We start from the raw sequence: 19,183 nt of genomic DNA, 5'->3' as shown, positions 1-19,183 counted from the left end.
ACGACCATGACGCTCGAAGAGGCCCTCGGCCTGGTGGAGGACCGCCCGCGGGCGGTCGGCGGTCCCGAGAGGGCCGGGCCGGCCGAGGAGACGGTACGGAGCTCGTTCGCGGTACCCGCCGATGACCCGTTCCTCGCGGGCCACTACCCCGGCTTCCCGCTGGTGCCGGGCTTCAGCCTCGTCCAGTACGTGTACGAGCTGGCCGCCTCCGCGGGGGCGCCCCGCGACCACCCGGTCGTCGTGCGCAAGGCGCGGTTCCTCAGCCCGGTACGGCCCGGCGAGGAGATGGTCGTCGAGGCGCGGATCGAGCGCACCGCCGACGGGGTCCGCGCCGTCGCCGCCGTCCGCGCGGACGACCGGCCCGCCGCCGAGATCACCCTCCACTACCCGCGGGAGACGAACGACCCGCAGGAGAACCCGTGAAGACGCCCCCAGAAGACCCCGTGACGACGCTCGCGGGAGACCCCGCGCCGACGCCCCCGGGACAGCCCGCGGCCGGCCCCGCGCCGACGGACGCGCGCATCACCTCCGTCATCCCGCACCGCCCCCCGGCGCTGCTGGTGGACCGGGTGGTGGCCGTCGAACCCGGCCGGCGGCTGGTCGCCCACCGGACGGTCGCCGCCGGGCCCGGCTTCCACCCCGGGCCCGCCCGCCCCGGCCGGGACGACGACCCGTCCCTCCCCCTCGGGCTGCTCCTCGAGTCCTGGGCCCAGGCCGCCGTCCTGCTCGCCTGCTGGGAGCGGCCGAACCCGGACGTCCTGAAGGGGAACGTCGCCCTCCTCGCCGGGGTGCGCGACGTGCGCGCCCTGGCCCCCGTGGAACCCGGGGCGGTCCTCGTCCACGAGGTCCGCGTCGTGCGGGACCTCGGCGACACCGTCCTCACCACCGGCACCACCGTCGTGGGGGACCGGACCGTCCTGGAGGTGGGGCAGCTGACGCTCGCCCTGCGGCCGGCCGAGTCCCTGGACCCGGCGGCCGGGACCACCGCGAAGACAACCGACGAGAGGTCATGATGTCCGCAGACAACCGCGTCGCCCTGGTCACGGGAGGCTCCCGGGGCATCGGCCGCAGCGTGGTCCAGCGCCTCGCCGCCGACGGATACGACATCGCCTTCTGCTACCGCTCGCGCGAGGAGGAGGCGCGGGCCGTCGCCAAGGAGGCCGAGGCCGCCGGCGCGGCCGTCCTGGCCTGCCAGGTCGACGTGGCCGAGCAGTTCGAGGCCGAGGACTTCGTCCGCAGGACCGAGCGCGAACTCGGCCCCGTGCACGTCGTCGTCTCCTCGGCCGGCATCGTCCGCGACAACCCGCTCATCATGATGAACGGCCAGTCCTGGCAGGAGGTGCTGCGCGTCAACCTCGACGGGACCTACCACGTCTGCCGCGCGGCCGTCTTCGCCATGCTCAAGCGCAGGACCGGCTCCGTCATCACCATGTCCTCGGTGGCCGGGGTGTACGGCAACGCCACCCAGACCAACTACTCGGCGTCCAAGGCCGGCATCATCGGCTTCTCCAAGGCCCTGGCCAAGGAGGTCGCGCCCCGGGGCATCCGCGTCAACAGCGTGGCCCCCGGCTTCATCGAGACCGATATGACCTCGGCGCTCGGCGAGGACGCCGGCGAGCGGCTGGCCGCCCGCGTCCCGCTCGGCCGCTTCGGCCGCCCCGAGGAGGTCGCCGACATGGTGTCCTTCCTCGCGTCGGACCGCGCCTCGTACATCACCGGGCAGGTCTTCGGGGTCGACGGCGGCCTGGTGATCTGACATGGCGGCCGACAAGACCCCGCGCTTCTACTTCTCGCTGCGCAGCCCCTACTCGTGGCTCGCCTACCGGGAGCTGGTCGACACCCACCCCGACGTCGCCGCCGCCGTCGAGTGGCGGCCGTTCTTCGAGCCCGACGCCGTCAGCGAGCGGATGCTCACGGAGGCGGGCGGCTCCTTCCCGTACACGCCCATGTCACGGGCCAAGCACCTGTACGTCCTCCAGGACGTGGGGCGCCTGGCCAAGGCCCGGGGGCTGCGGCTGACCTGGCCGGTCGACAAGGCGCCGGTGTGGGAGGTCCCGCACCTGGCGTACCTCGTCGCGCTGCGCGAGGGCCGCGGTCCCGCGTACGTGGCGGCGGCCTACCGGGCGCGCTGGGAGGAGGGCCGCGACATCTGCGACCCGGCCGTCGTGGCCGCGATCGCCACCGCCGTCGGCGTCGACGGGGACGCGGCGGCGGGCGCCGCCGACGACCCGGAGCTGCGCCGCGAGGGCGTGCGGCTGCTGCGGGACATCGAAGCGGACGGCGTCTTCGGCGTGCCCTTCTTCGTCCAGGGCTACAGCCGGTTCTGGGGCCTCGACCGGCTCCCCGACTTCGTCGGCCACCTCCGGGCGCGGACGGTCCCCGCCCCGCGCCTGCCGGAGCCGGTCGCCGCCGCCGTCGGACTCGGCCCCCGGTCCACCGACGACGGTCACGCCGGAGGCTGCGGATGACGCCCGGGCCCGCCCGGCCGGTGACCGTGGCCGCACCCGGACGGCCTCCGGCGGGGGGATCGCGGTCATGACGGTGCTCGACGACATCGTCGCGGGTGTACGCGACGACCTGGACGAGCGGCGACTGCGCGTCCCCGTCAGGGAGTTGCGGGAACGCGCTGCGCACGCGGGACCGGTCCTGGACTGCGCGGCGCTGCTGCGCGGCGACGGCGGCACCGGGGTGATCGCCGAGGTGAAGCGGGCGAGCCCGTCCCTGGGCCCGCTCGCCGCCATCCCCTCCCCGGCGTCCCTCGCCGCCGACTACGAGGCGGGCGGCGCCCGCGCCGTCAGCGTCCTGACCGAGCGGCGCCGTTTCGGCGGCTCGCTCGCGGACCTGGACGCCGTACGCGCGCGGGTACCCGTGCCGGTCCTGCGCAAGGACTTCGTCGTGGGCGACTACCAACTGTGGGAGGCGCGGGCCCACGGCGCGGACCTCGTGCTCCTGATCGTCGCCGCGCTCGACCAGCCGCTGCTCACCGACCTGGTGGCCCAGGCCGGCGCGATCGGCCTCACCCCGCTGGTCGAGGTCCACGACGCCGCCGAGGCGGAGCGGGCACTGGCCGCCGGCGCCCGGGTGATCGGCGTCAACGCCCGCGACCTGCGGACCCTGGAGGTGGACCGGACGGCCTTCGCCCGCGTCGCGCCCCTTCTCCCCGCCGACGTCGTCACCATCGCCGAGTCGGGCGTCCGGGGCCCGGACGACGTCACCGCGTACGCCCGCCAGGGCGCGGACGCGGTCCTCGTCGGCACCAGCCTGGTGACGGGCGGCGCCCCGCGCGAGGCGGTACGGGACCTGACGGCGGCGGGCCGCACCCGGCCCGCTCCCGCGGCACCGCCCACGGCCGGACCACCGGACCCGTGACCACTCGACCGGACCGTCAGGGCCGGGCCCCGCGGGGCCCGGCCCTGACGTGCCTTCAGCCTCCGTCGGCCCGCTTCGTGGTGATCGTGCGCCAGCGGTCGAGGACGGCGGTGGCCGCGCCCGAGTCGATGGACTCGGCAGCGCGGAACAGGGCCGACGACAGGCGCTCGGTGCAGGAACGCGAGGACGGTTCGAGGGCGGCGAGCCCCGCCGCCGCCGACAGCAGCACCGCGTCCCGTACCGGCCCCCTGGCGCCGGCGAGGACCTCGCGCGCCACCCGCGCGTTGTGCACCCGGTCGCCGCCGCGCAGCGCGGCCGCGTCCGCCCGGGGGATGCCGAGGGCCCGCGGGTCGAAGCGCTCCTCGCGCACCTCGCCGTCGTGCACCGACCAGACCGTGGAGGTCGTGGTGACCGTCAGCTCGTCCATGCCGTCGTCGCCCCGGAACACCAGCGCCGACACCCCCCGCCGGGCCAGCACCCCGGCGAGCAGCGGAGCGAGCCGCCGGTCGGCGACACCCACCGCGCAGGCGGCCGGCGCGGCCGGATTCACCAGCGGGCCCAGCGCGTTGAAGACCGTACGGATGCCCAGCTCCCGGCGCGGACCGGCCGCGTGCCGCAGCGCCGGGTGGAACTCCGGCGCGAAGCAGAAGGTGATGCCGACGTCCTCGGCGACCTCCGCGATCTCCGCCGGTTCCAGCGACAGCGCGACGCCCAGCTCCTCCAGGACGTCGGCCGAGCCGCAGGCCGAGGACGCCGACCGGTTGCCGTGCTTGACGACACGGGCACCCGCGCCGGCGGCCACGATCGCGGACATCGTCGAGATGTTGACGCTGTTCGAGCCGTCACCTCCCGTGCCCACGATGTCGAGGGCGGGCCCCGGGACCTCCAGGCGCACCGCGTGCCGGTACAGGGCCCGTACGAGCCCCTCGATCTCCTCGACCGTCTCGCCCTTGGCCCGCAGCGCCACCATGAGCCCGGCCAGCCGCACCGGCCCGGCCCGGCCCGACATGACGTCGTCCATCGCCCATTCCGTGTCCCGCGCGGTCAGACTCCGGCCGTCCAGCAGGGCGTCCAGCAGATCCGGCCAGCTGTGCGTCAGCGGTTCGGCGCTCATGGAATTCTCCTCAGCCCGATATCCGAATTCGTGTCGTACGCCAGTCTGCTGACCGCCCGGCCGGCATTCCAGACCACTGTCCACCGAGCCGTACGGTCCAATTTCCACGGGAACCCGCCAGAGGGAGGGAAGTGCTGTGGCACTGCACATGTCCGTCGACATCGCGAGGGATTCCGAGGTTTCCCTGACGGCGCAGATCCAGCGATTCATCAAGAAGGAGATATCCGAGGGAGTCCTCCATCCCGGCACCCGGCTCCCGTCGAGCCGTGCCCTCGCCGACGACCTCGACGTGTCACGCAGCGTGGTCGTGGAGGCCTACGGGCAGCTCGTGGCCGAGGGGTACCTGGAGGCGACGCGCGGCGCCGGCACCCGGGTCGGCCCGCACGTGGGCGAGGAGGCCGTCGTACCGGCCCTCCTCGACGCCGGCCGCGGCCCGGTGACCCGCTGGGACCTGCGGGCGGGCGGACGCAACCTGCCCGCGTTCCCCCGGCGCGAGTGGCTCTCGTGCTACCAGCGGGTCCTCGACGCGGCCACCCCTGCCGACCACGACTATCCGCCGCCGGCCGGCGAACCGGCCCTGCGCACCGAACTCGCCCACGCTCTGGGCAGGTCGCGCGGTGTCCGCGCCGACGCCGACTCGATCATGGTGGTGGCCGGCTTCGGACACGCCCTGGGCCTCCTCTGCGCCGTACTGCCGTGGCACGGCGTGGACCGGCTGGCCATCGAGGACCCGGGCCACCCCGGGCAGCGCCGGTTCCTGCGGGAGAGCGGGCTCACGCCCGTGCCGGTCCCCGTCGACGACGAGGGCCTCGACGTCGACGCCCTGGCCGCGAGCGGCGCCCGGGCCGTCCTGGTGACGCCCGCCCACCAGTTCCCCACCGGGGTGACCCTGAGCGCGCGGCGCCGCGAGGCCCTGGTCCGGTGGGCCGAGGCCGTCGGCGGCTGGGTGATCGAGGACGACTACGACGGCGGCCTCTGGTACGAGCGCACCCCCCGGCCGCTCGCGCTCCAGCGCCTCGCCCCCGACCGGGTCCTCTACGCCGGGACCGCCAGCAAGACGCTGGCGCCCGGACTCCGACTGGGCTGGCTCGCGGCCCCCGACGCGCTCGTGGAGCCGCTGCTGCGCGCACGGGCCCGCCACGACCTCGGCACCGAGACGCTGACCCAGCTGGCCTTCGCCGAGCTGCTGCGCAGCGGCACCTTCGACCGGCACCTGCGCCGGCTCAACGCCCACTGCCGCGGCCGCAGGGAGGCGCTCGACGAGGCGGTGCGCCGCCACCTGCCGGGCGCCGAGGTCACCGGCAGGGCCGCGGGGCACCACGCGTACGTCCGGCTGCCCCGGTACGCCGACGAGGCCGCGCTCGTGACCGCGGCGCTCGGCCGGTCGGTCCTCGTGCGCGGCGCGGCGGCCTACCACGCCCGGCCGTTCCGGGGCGCGCCCGCGCTCGTGGTCGGGCACACCCACCTGCCGCGCTCGGGCGTGGCCGAGGCCGTACGGGAGATCAGCGTGGCCGTGCGCCGGTGAGCCCGGCCTCCCGCCCGGGCGCCGGGGAGCCGCCGGTGGCGAGGAAGTTCTCCAGGAGGGTGAGGCCCGCCGTCGTCATGATGCTCTCCGGATGGAACTGCACGCCCTCGACGGCCAGGGTGCGGTGCCGCAGCCCCATCACATAGCCGTGGTCGGCCGCGACGGCGGTGACGGTGAGTTCCCCGGGCAGCGGCTCGGCCACGACCAGCGAGTGGTACCGCGTGGCCTCCAGGGTGTGGCCGAGCCCCTGGTAGATGCCCGCGCCGTCGTGCCGGACCGTGCTGATCCGGCCGTGCATGATCTGGTCGGCGACCTCGACCCGGCCGCCGTAGGCCAGCGCGATGGCCTGGTGGCCGAGGCACACGCCGAGCACCGGCACCCGGCCGGCGAAGCGGTGGACCAGCTCGACGTGACCGGAGTCCCGGGGGTGCCCGGGGCCGGGGCCGAGGACCACCGCGTCGGGGCGGGTGGCGGCGAGTTCCTCGGGGGAGCGGGTGCGGGACCGTACGACCTCGGTGTCCGCCCCGAGGGTGCGCAGGTACTGGTCGATGATGTGGACGAAGCTGTCGTAGGCGTCGATCAGCAGGACCTTCATACCGGTCGTCTCCAGGGCGAGTGCGAGGGCGAGGGCGTCGGGGAGGGGGACGGATCGCGGGGCGGCGGCGAGGGGGTCATCCGGCCAGCTCGGCCCCGGTGAGCGCCCAGTAGGCGGCGCCCATCTTGGCCAGGGTCTCGCGCCACTCGGCCTCGGGGTCGGACTGCGCCACCAGACCGGCGGAGCTCTGCGTGGAGTAGACGGAGCCGTCGTACGCGATCGTGCGGATGCACAGGGCCAGTTCGCTCCAGCCGCGCACGTCGACCAGGCCCACGGCCCCGGCGTAGGCGCCCCGGTGCTCCTGCTCCAGGCCGTCGATGATCTCCATGGCGCGGAGCTTGGGCGCACCCGTCATGGTGCCGGCCGGGAACGTCGCCCGTACGGCCTGCCAGGGGTCCACCCCGGGCTCCAGCTCACCGGAGACGGAGGAGACCAGGTGGAAGACGTGCGAGAACGTCTCCACCGCCATCAGCCGGTCGACGGGCTGGACGCTCGGCCGGCAGACCCGCCCGATGTCGTTGCGGCACAGGTCGACCAGCATGATGTGCTCGGCCCGTTCCTTCTCGCTCTCGCGCAGCTCCTTGACCCGCCGCTGGTTCTCCTCGTCGTCGTCCGCGCAGCGCGGGGCGGTGCCCGCGATGGGCCGCATGACGATCCTGCCGTCCTCGATCCGCAGGAACAGCTCCGGGCTCGCGCCGATCAGGGTGCTTCCGGCGCGCGGCAGGAGGTACATGTGCGGTGAGGGGTTGCGACCGCGCAGCCGGCGGTAGACGTCGACCGGCCCCAGGGCGGTCCGCACGTCGATGCGGTGGCCGATCTGGATCTGGTAGATGTCCCCGACGCCGATGTGCGCGAGGCAGCGTCCGGCCCAGTCGAGGAACGTGGCACGGCTGACGCTGTCGCGCACCTCCCGGGGTTCCGGGGCCGCCGGAACGGCCGACTCCGGTCCGCCCTCGGGGCGTTGCGCGGCGGCCCAGACCTCGACGGCGACGTCCAGGCGGTCGGGCCGCGCCGGGAAGGCCGCGCTCTCGGCGGCGAGCAGACGCACCCCGTCCGGCCCGTAGCGGACGGTGTCCCGGAACAGCGTCAGGGTCACGTCCGGGCCGCCGGTCGCCTTGGTGCGCCGCGGCAGCTCCTCCATGTGCCAGGCGGACTCGTACGCGAACGACGTCAGGAACCCGAAGGCGTACTCGGAGGCGGGCAGCTCGGTGTCGAGGACGAAGAGCCGCTGCGCACGGGCCGCCAGGTCCCACAGCTGGTCGGAGCGGGTCAGCCGCAGCCGGTGCGCACCGGCCGCGGCGCCCGGCTCCGCGCCCGGCTCCGGGGAGGTCTCCGGGTGGTCCAGGGAGGTCTCCGGGTGGAGTCCCGCCGCCTCCGCGGCCGCCACGAGGGCGCGCACCAGCTCCGGCGCGCCGTCGATCTCGACGTGGCCGGCGAAGCCGCGGATCTCCGCGAGCCGGCCCACCCCGACGGCGGCCGAGTTCCGCTGCCGCGGGCCCTCGCCGCTCAGGTCCTCGAAGAGGAAGACCTCCGCGTCGCCGAGGGCCTCGCGCAGACCGGTGTACAGATCGAGCGGGTCGTGCCACGGCAGCTCGTCCGCCACGACCCGTACCCCGATGGATTCACTCTCCGTCATCCTCGTCATGGTGAACTCCCGTCGAATTCTCGAAATCGTCCTCGGGCAGCGGTCGATCCATCCCGACGATGAAAAGAGAACCGCGTGAGCCCCCGGCGTGCCAGACCAATCGCCTCGCACGGATACGGACCACTTCCGAATACCTTGACCGCGCCCGCCGTCATGCACTGTGCTTTTCGAGGTTTCCGCATCGGTGCACGGGAAGGGAGCTCGGACCATGGAAAGCGACTCCACAGAATCCAGAGAATCCGGCGGGTCCTGGCGGACGCGCGTCGCCGCCCAGCAGCCGGACTGGCCGGACGAGGGGGAGGTGCGCGCGGTGACGCGGTGGCTGACCCAGGCGCCGCCGCTGGTCCTCGCCGCCGAGTGCGACCGGCTGCGCGAGCGGATGGCGGCGGTGGCCAGGGGCGAGGCCGTGCTCCTCCAGGGCGGCGACTGCGCGGAGACCTTCGGCGAGGCGACCGCCCAGGGGGTGCGCGGCAAGCTCAGGACCCTGCTCCAGATGGCCGTCGTCCTCACCCACGCCACCGCCCTGCCGGTGGTGAAGGTGGGCCGTATGGCGGGGCAGTACGCCAAGCCCCGCTCCAGCCCGGTCGAGCACCGTGACGGGCTCACGCTCCCGTCCTACCGCGGTGACGCGGTCAACGGCGCCGCCTTCACCGAGCGGGACCGCACGCCGGACCCGTGGCGCATGCGGCGGATGTACGAGGCGTCCGCGACCACCCTCAACCTGGTCCGGGCGCTCACCACCGGGGGCTTCGCCGACCTCCGCCAGGTGCACGCCTGGAACCAGGGGTTCGTGGCGGGCTCGGCGGCGGGCCGGCGCTACGAGCGGATCGCCGACGAGATCGACCGCACCCTCGCCTTCATGCAGGCCTGCGGCGTCGGCCTCGGGGAGCTGACGAGCGCGGAGTTCTTCGTCGGGCACGAGGGGCTGCTCCTCGACTACGAGGCCCCGCTCACCCGCGTCGAGGGGGAGACGGGCCGCTCGTACGCCACCAGCGGGCACCTGCTGTGGATCGGCGAGCGGACCCGGGACCTGGACGGCGCGCACGTCGAGTACTTCTCCCGGGTCGCCAACCCCATCGCGGTCAAGCTCGGTCCCACCGCCTCGCCCGACGCCGTCCTCGGTCTCATCGACCGCCTCGACCCGGCGCGCGAGCCGGGCCGGCTGACCCTGGTGGTCCGGGCCGGCGCCGACCGCGTCCGTGACGTGCTGCCGACCCTCGTGGAGAAGGTGACCGCGGAGGGGGCCCAGGTGTGCTGGGTCAGCGACCCGATGCACGGCAACACGTTCACCGCGCCGAGCGGCCACAAGACGCGCCGCTTCGACGACGTCCTCGACGAGGTCCGCGGCTTCGTGGAGGTGCACCACGCCCTGGGCACCCACCCCGGCGGCGTCCACGTGGAACTCACGGGCGACGACGTCACCGAGTGCGTGGGAGGCGGCAACGAGGTCCGCGCCGAGGACCTGGACCGGCGCTACGAGACCGCCTGCGACCCGCGGCTCAACCACGACCAGTCGCTCGACCTGGCGTTCCTGCTCGCCGAGATGTACCGGGAGCGTCCGGCGACGCTCAGGCCCGGCAGCCGTCCCTGAGCGCGTCGAACGGGGGCTCGGCGGCCAGGTAGAAGTGGTCGCCGGGCACCGTCCGCAGCCGGAAGGCGCCCCGGCTCGCCTCCCGCCAGGCCTCGGCCTGCGCGGGGGTCACCCGGGGATCGGCGTCCCCCACGAGCGCCGTGACGGGACAGGACAGCGGCGGCCGGTCCGGCTTCGTGTAGCCGCCGAGCATGGCGAAGTCGGCCGTCAGCGAGGGCAGGATCAGCGCGCGGAAGTCAGGGTCGGCCAGCAACTCGGGCGCGGTGCCGCCCAGTTCGGTCAGGGTCCGCAGGGCGCCCTCCGGGCCGTCGGGGGCGTCGGAGCGCGGCAGGTGCGGCGCCCGCGCACCCGAGACGAGCAGCCCGTGCACCGGAGCACCGCGCTCCTCCAGGACGGCCGCCGTCTCGTACGCCACGAGCGCGCCCATACTGTGCCCGAACAGCACGACCCGCCGGCCGTCGTCCGCGCCGGCGATCTCCTCGGCGATCAGGCGCGCCATCGCGCGCAGGTCGGTGAACGGCTCCTCGCCAAGACGCTCGGCGCGCCCCGGGTAGCAGACGGTGTACACCTCGGCCCCGGTGAGCGCGCCGCCCCATCCACGGAAGAACAGCGGGGAGCCGCCGGCGTGCGGAAAGCAGAAGAGCCGCACCGGGGCGGAGGCCCGCGGTGCGGTCGTACGGGTCCACGGCATGGGGCCCTCCTCAGAGCAGTGCGGCGACACAGGCACGGGAGAGCGCCTGCAGGCTGGACACCATGGACTCCGGCGGCAGCGCGGAGGCCCGGTGGGCGAGCGGGAGTTCGGTGCAGGCGGCGAGGACCGGGAGGGAGCGTCGCCGCCACAGGGACTCCACGACGTCCTGGAAGCCGTCGGCGGCCTCGTCGGTCCGCCCGGCCTTCACGAGCCCGGCGGCCGCGTGGACGCGCTCCTGTTCCGCGTCGCCCGGCACGTGCAGCGGGTAGCCCCGCGTCGCCGCCCGCTTCTGGTAGAGGCCGCTGGCCACCGTTCCGGTGGTGGCCGTGAGCCAGCCGCCCTCGGGGCTCAGCCGTACCGCCTCGTCGAGGGTCGCGTCGACGATGTCGACCAGGGGGGCGGGAAGTTCCGAGGCGATGTCGTCGAGCAGCGCGTGCGCGGTGTTGCAGGGGATGGCGAGCAGATCGGCTCCCCATTCGACGAGGGTGAACAGATGTTTGCGAATGCGCCGGGCCGCCTCGGTGTCGTCGCCGAGGATCGCGGCCGTGCGGTCGGGGACGGTGGGGTCGGAGAGCATGACGATCCGGGGGTGTTCCTGGTCCCGGGACGCCGGTACGTCGGTGGCGAGGAGACGGAGGAACTCCGCGGTCGCCGCGGGCCCCATCCCGCCGAGTACGCCCAGCGTTCTGCCCGGGGGCAGGGTCGTCGCCGCAGTCATGGGACGATGCTGGGCCCCGCCGCTGACACTCCGCTGACACCCCGCTGACCACCCGCCGGCGGGCCCGCGCACCGCATGGGACCACCGCTCCGGGGGTACGGGCAGCCCGCGCCCGGACCCGGGGGTTTGCCCCATGGTCGCTCCGTTGCAGGTGCGATAGCGTCGCAGAGCGCCGGGACCACCAGGGCCCGGACCGGCTTACTCCCCGTGCCCGTTCGGGCCACTCTCCAGAACTGAGGGACCTTCATGCGTCAGTTACTCCGCGGCCTCGGGATCGTCGCCGTGTCCGGCACCGCCGTCGTCTCGCTCGCCTCCTGCGGGATCGTCCAGGGGGAGACCTACGAGGACGACAGCACCCTCTCCGGCAAGATCACCTCGGTGCGCCTCGACAACGGCTCGGGCGGCGTCACGGTCAACGGGGTCAAGGACGGCGCCCTGGCGCTGCACCGCAAGATCGAGTTCCAGGGCGAGCGGCCCCAGGGCGCCACCCACCGGATCGAGAACGGCGTGCTGATCCTCGGCGGCTGCGGCAACCGCTGCTCGGTCAACTACACCGTCGACGTGCCGGCCGGCATCCCCGTCAGCGGCGAGGTCTCCAGCGGGGCCATCCGCCTCGCCCAGGTCGGTTCGGTCGAGGTGACGACCAGCTCGGGCCGCGTCGAGATGAACGGGGTCACCGGCACCGTCCAGGTCCGGACCAGCAACGGCCAGATCAACGGCACCGGCATCAAGGGCGACCGGATCCAGGCCCAGACCTCCAACGGCAAGATCAACCTGGCCCCGGACACCCCCGCCGACGTCCGTGCCCAGACCTCCAACGGCGACGTCACCCTCACCGTGCCGAAGGCCAGCTACAAGGTGACCGTCGACTCCAACAACGGTGACCAGACCATCGACGTGCCCAGCGACCCGGCCGGCAAGTACGAGCTCGGAGTGCGCACCAGCAACGGCGACATCACCGTCAGGAACAGCTGAACCCGGGCGGGCCCCCGGCCCGCCCGCCCCCACCGCCGCGCGCCCGTCCCACCGGCCGCATGGCCGTCGCACCCGCCGCGCGCCCGTCCCCACCGCCGCGCGCCCGTCCCACCCGCTGCCCCCACCGCTTCCCGTCGCCCCGGCCGCCGCGCACCCGCCGCCGCACCCGCCGCCCGAACGCCCTCGGCGGCGTCGGCGGCGGTGGCGATCAGCGAGGCGTCAGCCCGCTGTCAGCGCCTCTGAAGAGTCTTGAGTGGCTCCGACCACTCAAGGAGGCCCGGCGCATGACCTCGCTCGAAGCGGTGTCGAGTTATCTGCCACCCGCCATATCCGTGGAAGAACTGCGTGAACCGCTGGGTCTGACGGACCAGCAGGTACGCAGGTTCACCAGGCTCTACGGCCTGGAGCAAATCTGCCAGGCGCCCGACCAGTCCGAGGCCGAGCTGCTGCTCGCGGCGGCCGGGAAGCTGGAGGCGCTCGCAGGCCAGGAAGACCGCGTGCGCTACGTGGTGCGCGCCAAGGGGCTGCGCACCACCGCGCCCTACCCGGTCAGTCCCCTCCAGCAGGTGCGCGAGGCGCTGGGACTGCGCCACGCGACCGTGTTCTCCGTGGCCGACCACGGCTGTGCGACCGGACTGCTCGCCCTCGACGTGGCGGGCACCCTGCTGGCCGCCGATCCCGACCCCGGCGCCCTCGCCCTGGTCCTGGCCGGTGACAAGACGTTCACCCCGTTCTCCCAGTGGGTCGAGGACGTCTCCATCATGGGCGAGGGCATGACGGCCCTGCTCGTCAGTGCGGACGGCCCCCGTGACCGGGTGCTGGGCTACCGGGCCCGCATCATCGGCCGGGACGACGGCGTGATCGACCTGGACCCCGAGGGGGCCAGGGAGGCCAAGCGCATCTACCAGGACGTCATGTCCGAGGTCATCCACGAGGCGCTCGCCGCCGCGGGGATCGGCATCGGCGACCTCGACCTCGTGCTCCCGCACAACGTCAACCGCGTCTCGTGGACGGTCGCCGCCAAGAACCTCGGCATCTCCCAGGACCGCATCTTCCTGGAGAACATCGCGAAGACCGGCCACTGCTTCTGCGCCGACCCCTTCGTCAACTACCAGTCCGCGCGCGAATTCGGCCTGCTGCGGCCCGGAGGCTTCTACCTGATGACCTCCGCGGGCCTCGGCCAGTCGTTCGCGGCGGCCGTGCTCCAGCACTGACACCGAGAGGACGGCACATGAGCGGCACACTCCCGGGCTTCCGAGCGCGGCTCGCGACAGCCCTGACCGGGGCGCCCGAGACCCCGCTGCTGTTCCTCGGCAACTTCGAGGTGGAGCAGCAGTGGGCGAAGGGCGAGCACACCCTGCCACGCCTGTCGGCCGCGACGGCCGGGGCCGTGGTCAACCACATGGACGAGTTCGCCCTGTTCCTCGGCGGCGCCGACGACCACGTCGTCCTCAAGACCCGGCCGGACGACGACTACCTCGCCTTCCTCACCGGTCTCGGCGTCGACCTGCCCCGCATCCACGTGCCCGGCCGGCAGGACCCGCAGCGCACGGTCACCGAGGACGCCCTCGACGACCCCGCGCTGCTCACGGCCCTGTCCGCGCTGGCGGCCCAGGGCTGCCAGGTCACCGCGCACGGCATCTCCGCGGACGAGCGGCGCTTCACGGAGGTGACCGGACTGCCGCTGGCCGGGCCGGGACCGGACGTCTGCAAGGCGGTCAACAGCAAGGTGTACAGCCGCCGCGTCGCCGACGAGCTCGGGCTGCGCCAGCCCCGCGGCTGGGCCTGCGAGACGCTCGACGACCTCGCCGGCGCGTTCGCCGCCGCCACCGACGACAGCGGGACGCGGTACGTGGTCAAGGAGGCGTTCGGCGTCTCCGGCAAGGGCATCGCGGTCCTGGAGAGCCGGCGCAGGGCCGACCGGATCCTCGGCATGGTGCGCAAGCAGGCGGAACGCTCGGGGAACGGGACGGTCGCCTTCGTCGTCGAGGAGTGGGTGGCCAAGGAGACCGACCTGAACTACCAGTTCACGGTCGGCCGCGACGGTTCGGTGCGCTTCGACTTCGTCAAGGAGCAGCTCACCGAGGGCGGTGTGCACAAGGGGCACCGGATGCCCGCCCGGCTCTCCGCCGTCCAGCGGGACGAGGTCCGCGACGCTGCCGAGCGGCTCGGCAAGCGCCTCGCCGCCGACGGCTACGTCGGGGTCGTCGGCGTGGACGCCATGATCGACCCCGAGGGCGGGCTCTACCCGGTCGTGGAGATCAACGCCCGGCACAACATGTCGACCTACCAGGTCGGCCTGGAGGAGCGGTTCGTCCGGGACGGCCGGATCGCCGTCGCCCGCCACTACCCGCTCCGGCTCACCGCCCCCCTGTCGTTCGCGGAGACCAGGGACCTGCTCGACGGACTCCTCTTCGACCCGGACCGGGGGACCGGCCTGCTCGTCAACAACCACGCCACGGTCAACGCGGGCTTCGCCGAGACGGCGGAGCAGGCCGCGCCGACCGTCGACGGACGCCTCTACGGAGTCCTCGTGGAGGCCACGGACGCCCGCGTCGGCACCCTCGACACGGAGATCGCCGCGCGACTCGCGGCACGGAAGGACAACGCGGCATGACCACACGACACGAGGTCCAGGGAATCCCCGTCTCCGAACTCGCCGAGACCTACGGCACCCCGTTCTACCTGTACGACGGGGACGCGCTGGAGGGCCGGATGCGGGAGCTCCGCGAGGCCTTCGACCCCCGCCTGGAGATCTTCTTCTCCCTCAAGTCCAACCCGAACGTCGCCGTCTGCGCCCTGCTGCACGCGCACGGCGCCCGCGCCGAGGTCTGCTCGCTGACCGAGCTCCTCACCGCCCGCCGGGCCGGCGTCGCCCCCGAGGACATCATCTTCCTCGGCCCGGGCAAGAGCCGCGCCGAACTGGCCGCCTGCCTGGACGAGGGCGTGGCCGCCGTCGTCTGCGAATCGCTCCAGGAACTCGCCGTCATCGACGAACTGGCCCGGGAGCGCGGCGAGCGGGCGCCCGTCGCCCTGCGCGTCAACCCCGGCTTCTCGGTGAAGGGCTCCGGCCTCACCATGGGCGGCAAGCCCCGCCAGTTCGGCATCGACGAGGCACAGCTGTTCGCCGAACCCGACCTCGCGCAGCGCTTCCCGCACGTCCGGCTGATGGGCGTCCAGGTCTACATGGGCACCCGCATCCTCAGCGAGCAGTCCGTCGTCGAGAACTCCACGCGCATCTTCGAGCTGGCCGAACGCCTCTCCGCCGCACTCGGCTTCGACCTGGACCTCGTCGACATCGGCGGCGGCCTCGGCGTCGCCTACTTCGACGGCGAGAGCGACCTCGACCTGTCCGTCCTCGCGAAGGACCTCAACCCCGTGGTGGCCGGCTTCGCCGACCGCCACCCGCGCACCCGGCTCGTCATGGAGCTCGGCCGCTACCTGACCGCCGAGGCCGGCACGTACGTCCTGCGCGTCCGGTACGTGAAGACCTCGCTCGGGGAGCGCTTCGCCGTCACCGACGGCGGCACCCACCACCACATGGCGGCGGTCGGCATCGGCTCCTTCGTCAAGCGGAACTTCCCGATGCGCCTGATCAGCGGCGCCGGCGACGAGACCGGCACGGAGACGTGGAACGTCACCGGACCGCTGTGCACCCCGAACGACACCCTGGCCAAGAAGATCGAGCTGCCGCCCCTCGCCCCCGGCGACCTGCTCGGCGTGGACCGCTCGGGCGCGTACGGCCCCACCGCGTCCCCCGTGAACTTCCTCAGCCACGGCTACCCCGCGGAGGTGCTCGTCGTCGACGGACACGCCCACCTCGTCCGGGAGGCCGACCGCCCCGCCGACCTGCTGAGCAAGCAGCGGCTCCCGGCGGCCGTGCTCCAGGCACGCGCCACCGCCGCCAACTGACCCCGACCACCGCCGGAAGGACTCCCGCCATGACCGCTCCGACCACCACCGACCGCGCCCGGATCGTCTCCGAGATCTCCGCGGCCCTCCACGACGTGCTCGACTACGACCTGCCGGAGCTGACCGAGGACTCCCGGCTCTTCGACGAGCTGGGTCTCGACTCGACGGGCGTCTTCGAGATGCTGATGCGTCTCGAGGAGTCGCTGGACATCGAGTTCGACACGGACTCGCTGGAGATGGCGCACTTCGCGAGCGTGCGCTCGCTGACGGACTTCATCGCCGCCGAAACGGGTGCCCGCGGATGACCGTGCAGCCCGCCCCGGCACCCCGCGCCGCCGAGGACACCGGGGTGTTCCCGCTGCCCCTGGCCGCGGCCGTGCACCGTACGTTCCCCGAGGGCCCGGCACGGATCGACGACGCCTTCTCCGCCCGGCACTTCGCCGACCTCACCACCCTCTACGGGGTCGAGCACCGCCCCGAGGTCGCCGCCCGCGGCACCGGCAACACCTTCGCCGTCATGGCCGCGGCGCTCCTCGCCGACCTGTCGAGCGGACCCGTCGACGCCGAGCTCGTCGTCGTCGCCCACACCACCCCGGACCTCGACTGCCGGCTCGCCGCGGTCACCGCCCTGTCCGTGCTCGTCCCCGGCGACCCGCAGGTCCTCACGGTCGCCGACTGCGGCACCGCGGCGCCCTTCGTCGCCCTGGAACTGGCCGGCCGGTACGTCCGGCGGCACGGCTACCGCTCGGCCGCCGTGTTCGTCCTGGACCAGGCGACCCTGCCGTACGAGACGGGACGCGACCTCGCCGGGGACGCCGGAGTCGCCCTGCTGTTCAGCGCCGACGGAGCGGCCGGACAGCTGGCGGTCCGCCGTGCCCCCGGCGTCGGCCCCGACGACGTGCCGGGCCTGGCCCCGGCGCTCCTCGACGGCCTCGGCTGCGACCCGGACGTCCCCCTCGTCCTCGGCCCCGGCCTCGACGCGGACAGCGGACCGGCCGGCCACACCGGCCGCCGGCTGCGGGCCCCGGCCGGGCTCCCGGCCTCCGCCACCCTGACCGAACTGGTCGCCGAGGCACGGCGGGCCCCGCACGAGGACCGCCTCGCCCTGCTCGACCACGACCCGGAGACCGGCGAACTCAGCGCCTGCCTGCTCCGGAGAGACATATGACCACGCTCGCGCCCGACGACACGGCGCTGACCGGACACGTCCACGCCACGGCCCGGCACGAGGGGTTCGCCCCCGCGCTCGCCGCGCTCGGCTCCGCCGTCCTGCCCGGCCTGCTGCCGTGCGGACCCGCCGGGCACGCCGTCGTGGACGCCCGGACCCACGCCGAGGCCGACGAGGTGTGGATCGGCGGTCTGCGCCACCCCCGCGAGCGCCGCCGGGAGACCGCGCCGGCCGGGACGGACCTGCCGGGCGGCCCCGTGCTCACGACCCGGGTCACCCGGCCGGGACCGGACGACGCCGACCGCCCGGACGCGGCCGGCCGGGCCCGGAGCGCCGCGTACGCCCTCGGTCTGGTGTGGCTGCGCCTCGGGCTCTCCGAGGGCCTGCGGGCCGCGTGCGTCGTCCGTCTCGCGCACCGGCGGACCGGGGACTCCACCCTGCTCCAGCAGCAGCTGGTCAAGGGCACGATCGCCGACGTCCTCGTCGAGCACCTGGAGGTCCGGGCCGTCCTGACCGGCGCCGCCCCGGGCGACCTCGACACCGGCATGCTGCACCACCTGCACCGCCGGATCACCGTCGCCGACCGCGAGCAGGTGCGGCTGCTCGGTGCCTCCGGATACCTCCGGGACAGCCCCGGCATGACCGTCCACGTCTCGGAGCTGCTCGCCGAGGCCCACACCGGCGGGGAGGTCACGCCGTGAACCACGTCGACGCCCGCCTGGCGGCGCTCCGCGGCCGGCTGCGCGAATGGGGCGCGGACCTGCGCCCGCTCGCGCTGGAGATCGACCGCGACCCGGAGGCCGTCCGCCGCCACTTCGACCTGCCGGCCGTACGCCATCTCGCCACCATGGGCATCCCCGCCGCGTACGGACACGAGCCGGAGAAGATCGACGGACACCGCTTCTACGGCGACTCCGCCCTCGAACGCGCCGTCGTCATGGAGGAGTTGGCCTGCGCCGACGTGGGCACGCTCGTCGCCGCGCCGGGACCGCTCCTCGCCGGGGTCGCCGTCGGCCTCTTCGCCGACGAGGCCCAGAAGCACTGGTTCTACGGCCGGATGCTCAGCGAGCCGCTGTGGACCTGCTTCGCCCTCACCGAACCGGACGGCGGCTCGGACGCCGCCGCGCTGCGCACCACCCTCACCCCCACCCCCGGGGGCGCCCTGCTGAGCGGCGAGAAGCGCTACGTCGGCAACGCCTCGCGCGCCCAGCTCGGCGTGGTGTTCGCCCGCAGCAGGCCGGGACCGCTCGGCATCACCGCCGTCCTCGTCGACACGGCCGACCCCGGCTTCCGCGCCGAACCGCTCGACATGATCGGACTGCGCGGCGCCCGGATCAGCTCCATCGTCATGGACCGCGTCCCCGTCCCCGAGGAACGCTTCCTCGGCCGGCACCTGCCCGCCACCCGGCGCGGCGTGTGGGCCTTCGTGCAGACCTTCAACCTGCTGCGCCCCGGCGTCGCCGCCATCTCCGTCGGCATCGCCCGCGCCGCCCTCGAATACGTCACCGCCCACCGCGGCACCCTGCGCGCGGCCGAACGCGAGCGGCTCGACGACCTCCGCCGGCGCGTCGACGCGGCGCGCCTCCTGGTGCACCACGCGGCGGCCGCCGTCGACGCCCGCGGCACCGACGGCCACCTGGCCTCCGCCGCCAAACTGCGCACCGCCGCGCTCGCCGAGGACACCACCCTGGCGGCCTGCTCCTTCTTCGGTCCCGGCGCCCGCCTCGACCACCCGCTGCTCGACAAACTCACCCGGGACGCCCGGGCGATGGAGTTCCTCGAAGGCACCGCGCACATGCAGCGACTGAACCTCTTCCAGGGGCTGCTCGGCGGGAAGATCGACCGCGCCGCACCGCCCCTCGCCACCCGCTGACAGCGCC

General features: G+C 74.2%; 19 protein-coding genes and 1 pseudogene. 15 read left to right on the top strand and 5 right to left on the bottom strand.

What is annotated here, in order from left to right; translation table 11 throughout:
- Positions 1-6: 6 nt before the first annotated feature.
- The 5 genes and pseudogenes from AMK29_RS26310 to trpC all read left to right on the top strand — a co-directional run.
- On the top strand, positions 7-423 hold the full coding sequence (locus AMK29_RS26310; protein ID WP_073817673.1) for a hypothetical protein: 417 nt from the start codon (positions 7-9) through the stop codon (positions 421-423).
- On the top strand, positions 420-1,013 hold the full coding sequence (locus AMK29_RS26305) for a 3-hydroxyacyl-ACP dehydratase FabZ family protein (RefSeq protein WP_198942337.1): 594 nt from the start codon (positions 420-422) through the stop codon (positions 1,011-1,013). The genes AMK29_RS26310 and AMK29_RS26305 overlap by 4 nt, the downstream gene beginning before the upstream one ends.
- A complete protein-coding gene (gene fabG / locus AMK29_RS26300) occupies positions 1,010-1,756 on the top strand; it encodes a 3-oxoacyl-[acyl-carrier-protein] reductase (RefSeq protein ID WP_079197146.1) in 747 nt (248 codons plus the stop codon). Before AMK29_RS26305 ends, fabG begins: the two co-directional genes overlap by 4 nt.
- Before the next feature lies 1 nt (position 1,757).
- Positions 1,758-2,468 (top strand): DsbA family protein, encoded by a 711-nt coding sequence (locus tag AMK29_RS26295; protein WP_073817668.1) that lies wholly within the window; start codon positions 1,758-1,760, stop codon positions 2,466-2,468.
- Positions 2,469-2,535: 67 nt separating this feature from the next.
- Positions 2,536-3,344, top strand: a pseudogene (gene trpC / locus AMK29_RS26290) (indole-3-glycerol phosphate synthase TrpC); the annotation flags it as partial.
- Positions 3,345-3,424: 80 nt separating this feature from the next.
- Here the strand turns inward: trpC and trpD are convergent.
- Entirely contained in the window at positions 3,425-4,483 is a 1,059-nt protein-coding gene (trpD, locus tag AMK29_RS26285) for an anthranilate phosphoribosyltransferase (protein ID WP_073817663.1), read from the bottom strand.
- Positions 4,484-4,619: 136 nt separating this feature from the next.
- On the opposite strand from trpD, the gene pdxR reads away from it, so the two are divergent.
- Positions 4,620-6,008: a MocR-like pyridoxine biosynthesis transcription factor PdxR gene (gene pdxR, locus AMK29_RS26280; protein WP_073817661.1), complete on the top strand. Its 1,389-nt coding sequence runs from the start codon at positions 4,620-4,622 to the stop codon at positions 6,006-6,008.
- On the opposite strand, the gene AMK29_RS26275 is transcribed toward pdxR, so the two are convergent.
- Both AMK29_RS26275 and AMK29_RS26270 read right to left on the bottom strand, forming a co-directional pair.
- Positions 5,986-6,603, bottom strand: a complete 618-nt coding sequence (locus AMK29_RS26275; protein WP_073817658.1) for an anthranilate synthase component II — start codon at positions 6,601-6,603, stop codon at positions 5,986-5,988. The genes pdxR and AMK29_RS26275 overlap by 23 nt on opposite strands.
- Before the next feature lie 76 nt (positions 6,604-6,679).
- On the bottom strand, positions 6,680-8,248 hold the full coding sequence (locus AMK29_RS26270) for an anthranilate synthase component I family protein (protein ID WP_073817657.1): 1,569 nt from the start codon (positions 8,246-8,248) through the stop codon (positions 6,680-6,682).
- Positions 8,249-8,456: 208 nt separating this feature from the next.
- On the opposite strand from AMK29_RS26270, the gene AMK29_RS26265 reads away from it, so the two are divergent.
- Positions 8,457-9,839: a class II 3-deoxy-7-phosphoheptulonate synthase gene (locus AMK29_RS26265; RefSeq protein ID WP_073817654.1), complete on the top strand. Its 1,383-nt coding sequence runs from the start codon at positions 8,457-8,459 to the stop codon at positions 9,837-9,839.
- Here AMK29_RS26265 and AMK29_RS26260 read toward each other — a convergent pair.
- Both AMK29_RS26260 and AMK29_RS26255 read right to left on the bottom strand, forming a co-directional pair.
- The gene (locus AMK29_RS26260; RefSeq protein ID WP_073817652.1) at positions 9,817-10,530 is read right to left on the bottom strand and encodes a thioesterase II family protein; all 714 of its coding nucleotides are present in this window, start codon (positions 10,528-10,530) and stop codon (positions 9,817-9,819) included. The genes AMK29_RS26265 and AMK29_RS26260 overlap by 23 nt on opposite strands.
- 10 nt (positions 10,531-10,540) lie before the next feature.
- A complete protein-coding gene (locus AMK29_RS26255; protein ID WP_073817650.1) occupies positions 10,541-11,248 on the bottom strand; it encodes an aspartate/glutamate racemase family protein in 708 nt (235 codons plus the stop codon).
- Positions 11,249-11,494: 246 nt separating this feature from the next.
- On the opposite strand from AMK29_RS26255, the gene AMK29_RS26250 reads away from it, so the two are divergent.
- From AMK29_RS26250 to AMK29_RS26215, 8 genes are all read left to right on the top strand, one after another.
- Entirely contained in the window at positions 11,495-12,223 is a 729-nt protein-coding gene (locus AMK29_RS26250; RefSeq protein WP_073817648.1) for a DUF4097 family beta strand repeat-containing protein, read from the top strand.
- 284 nt (positions 12,224-12,507) lie between these two features.
- On the top strand, positions 12,508-13,437 hold the full coding sequence (locus AMK29_RS26245) for a 3-oxoacyl-[acyl-carrier-protein] synthase III C-terminal domain-containing protein (RefSeq protein ID WP_073817646.1): 930 nt from the start codon (positions 12,508-12,510) through the stop codon (positions 13,435-13,437).
- A 17-nt stretch (positions 13,438-13,454) separates the two neighbouring features.
- A complete protein-coding gene (locus AMK29_RS26240; RefSeq protein WP_073817643.1) occupies positions 13,455-14,840 on the top strand; it encodes an ATP-grasp domain-containing protein in 1,386 nt (461 codons plus the stop codon).
- Positions 14,837-16,135, top strand: coding sequence for a type III PLP-dependent enzyme (locus AMK29_RS26235; RefSeq protein ID WP_073817640.1), 1,299 nt, complete (start codon positions 14,837-14,839; stop codon positions 16,133-16,135). The genes AMK29_RS26240 and AMK29_RS26235 overlap by 4 nt, the downstream gene beginning before the upstream one ends.
- A gap of 29 nt (positions 16,136-16,164) precedes the next feature.
- Positions 16,165-16,440, top strand: a complete 276-nt coding sequence (locus AMK29_RS26230) for an acyl carrier protein (protein ID WP_032767757.1) — start codon at positions 16,165-16,167, stop codon at positions 16,438-16,440.
- Positions 16,437-17,303, top strand: a complete 867-nt coding sequence (locus AMK29_RS26225) for a hypothetical protein (RefSeq protein WP_073817638.1) — start codon at positions 16,437-16,439, stop codon at positions 17,301-17,303. Before AMK29_RS26230 ends, AMK29_RS26225 begins: the two co-directional genes overlap by 4 nt.
- Positions 17,300-18,004, top strand: a complete 705-nt coding sequence (locus AMK29_RS26220; protein ID WP_073817635.1) for a hypothetical protein — start codon at positions 17,300-17,302, stop codon at positions 18,002-18,004. The genes AMK29_RS26225 and AMK29_RS26220 overlap by 4 nt, the downstream gene beginning before the upstream one ends.
- Positions 18,001-19,176 carry an acyl-CoA dehydrogenase family protein gene (locus tag AMK29_RS26215; RefSeq protein ID WP_073817633.1) on the top strand — a complete coding sequence of 392 codons (1,176 nt, stop codon included), beginning with the start codon at positions 18,001-18,003 and terminating at the stop codon, positions 19,174-19,176. Before AMK29_RS26220 ends, AMK29_RS26215 begins: the two co-directional genes overlap by 4 nt.
- The last annotated feature ends 7 nt before the right edge of the window (positions 19,177-19,183 follow it).

The sequence above is a fragment of the Streptomyces sp. CB02261 genome (assembly GCF_001905665.1).
Lineage (GTDB): Bacteria > Actinomycetota > Actinomycetes > Streptomycetales > Streptomycetaceae > Streptomyces.
Note: the sequence above shows the minus strand (reverse complement) of the source record. Positions and strands in the feature narration are given on the sequence as shown.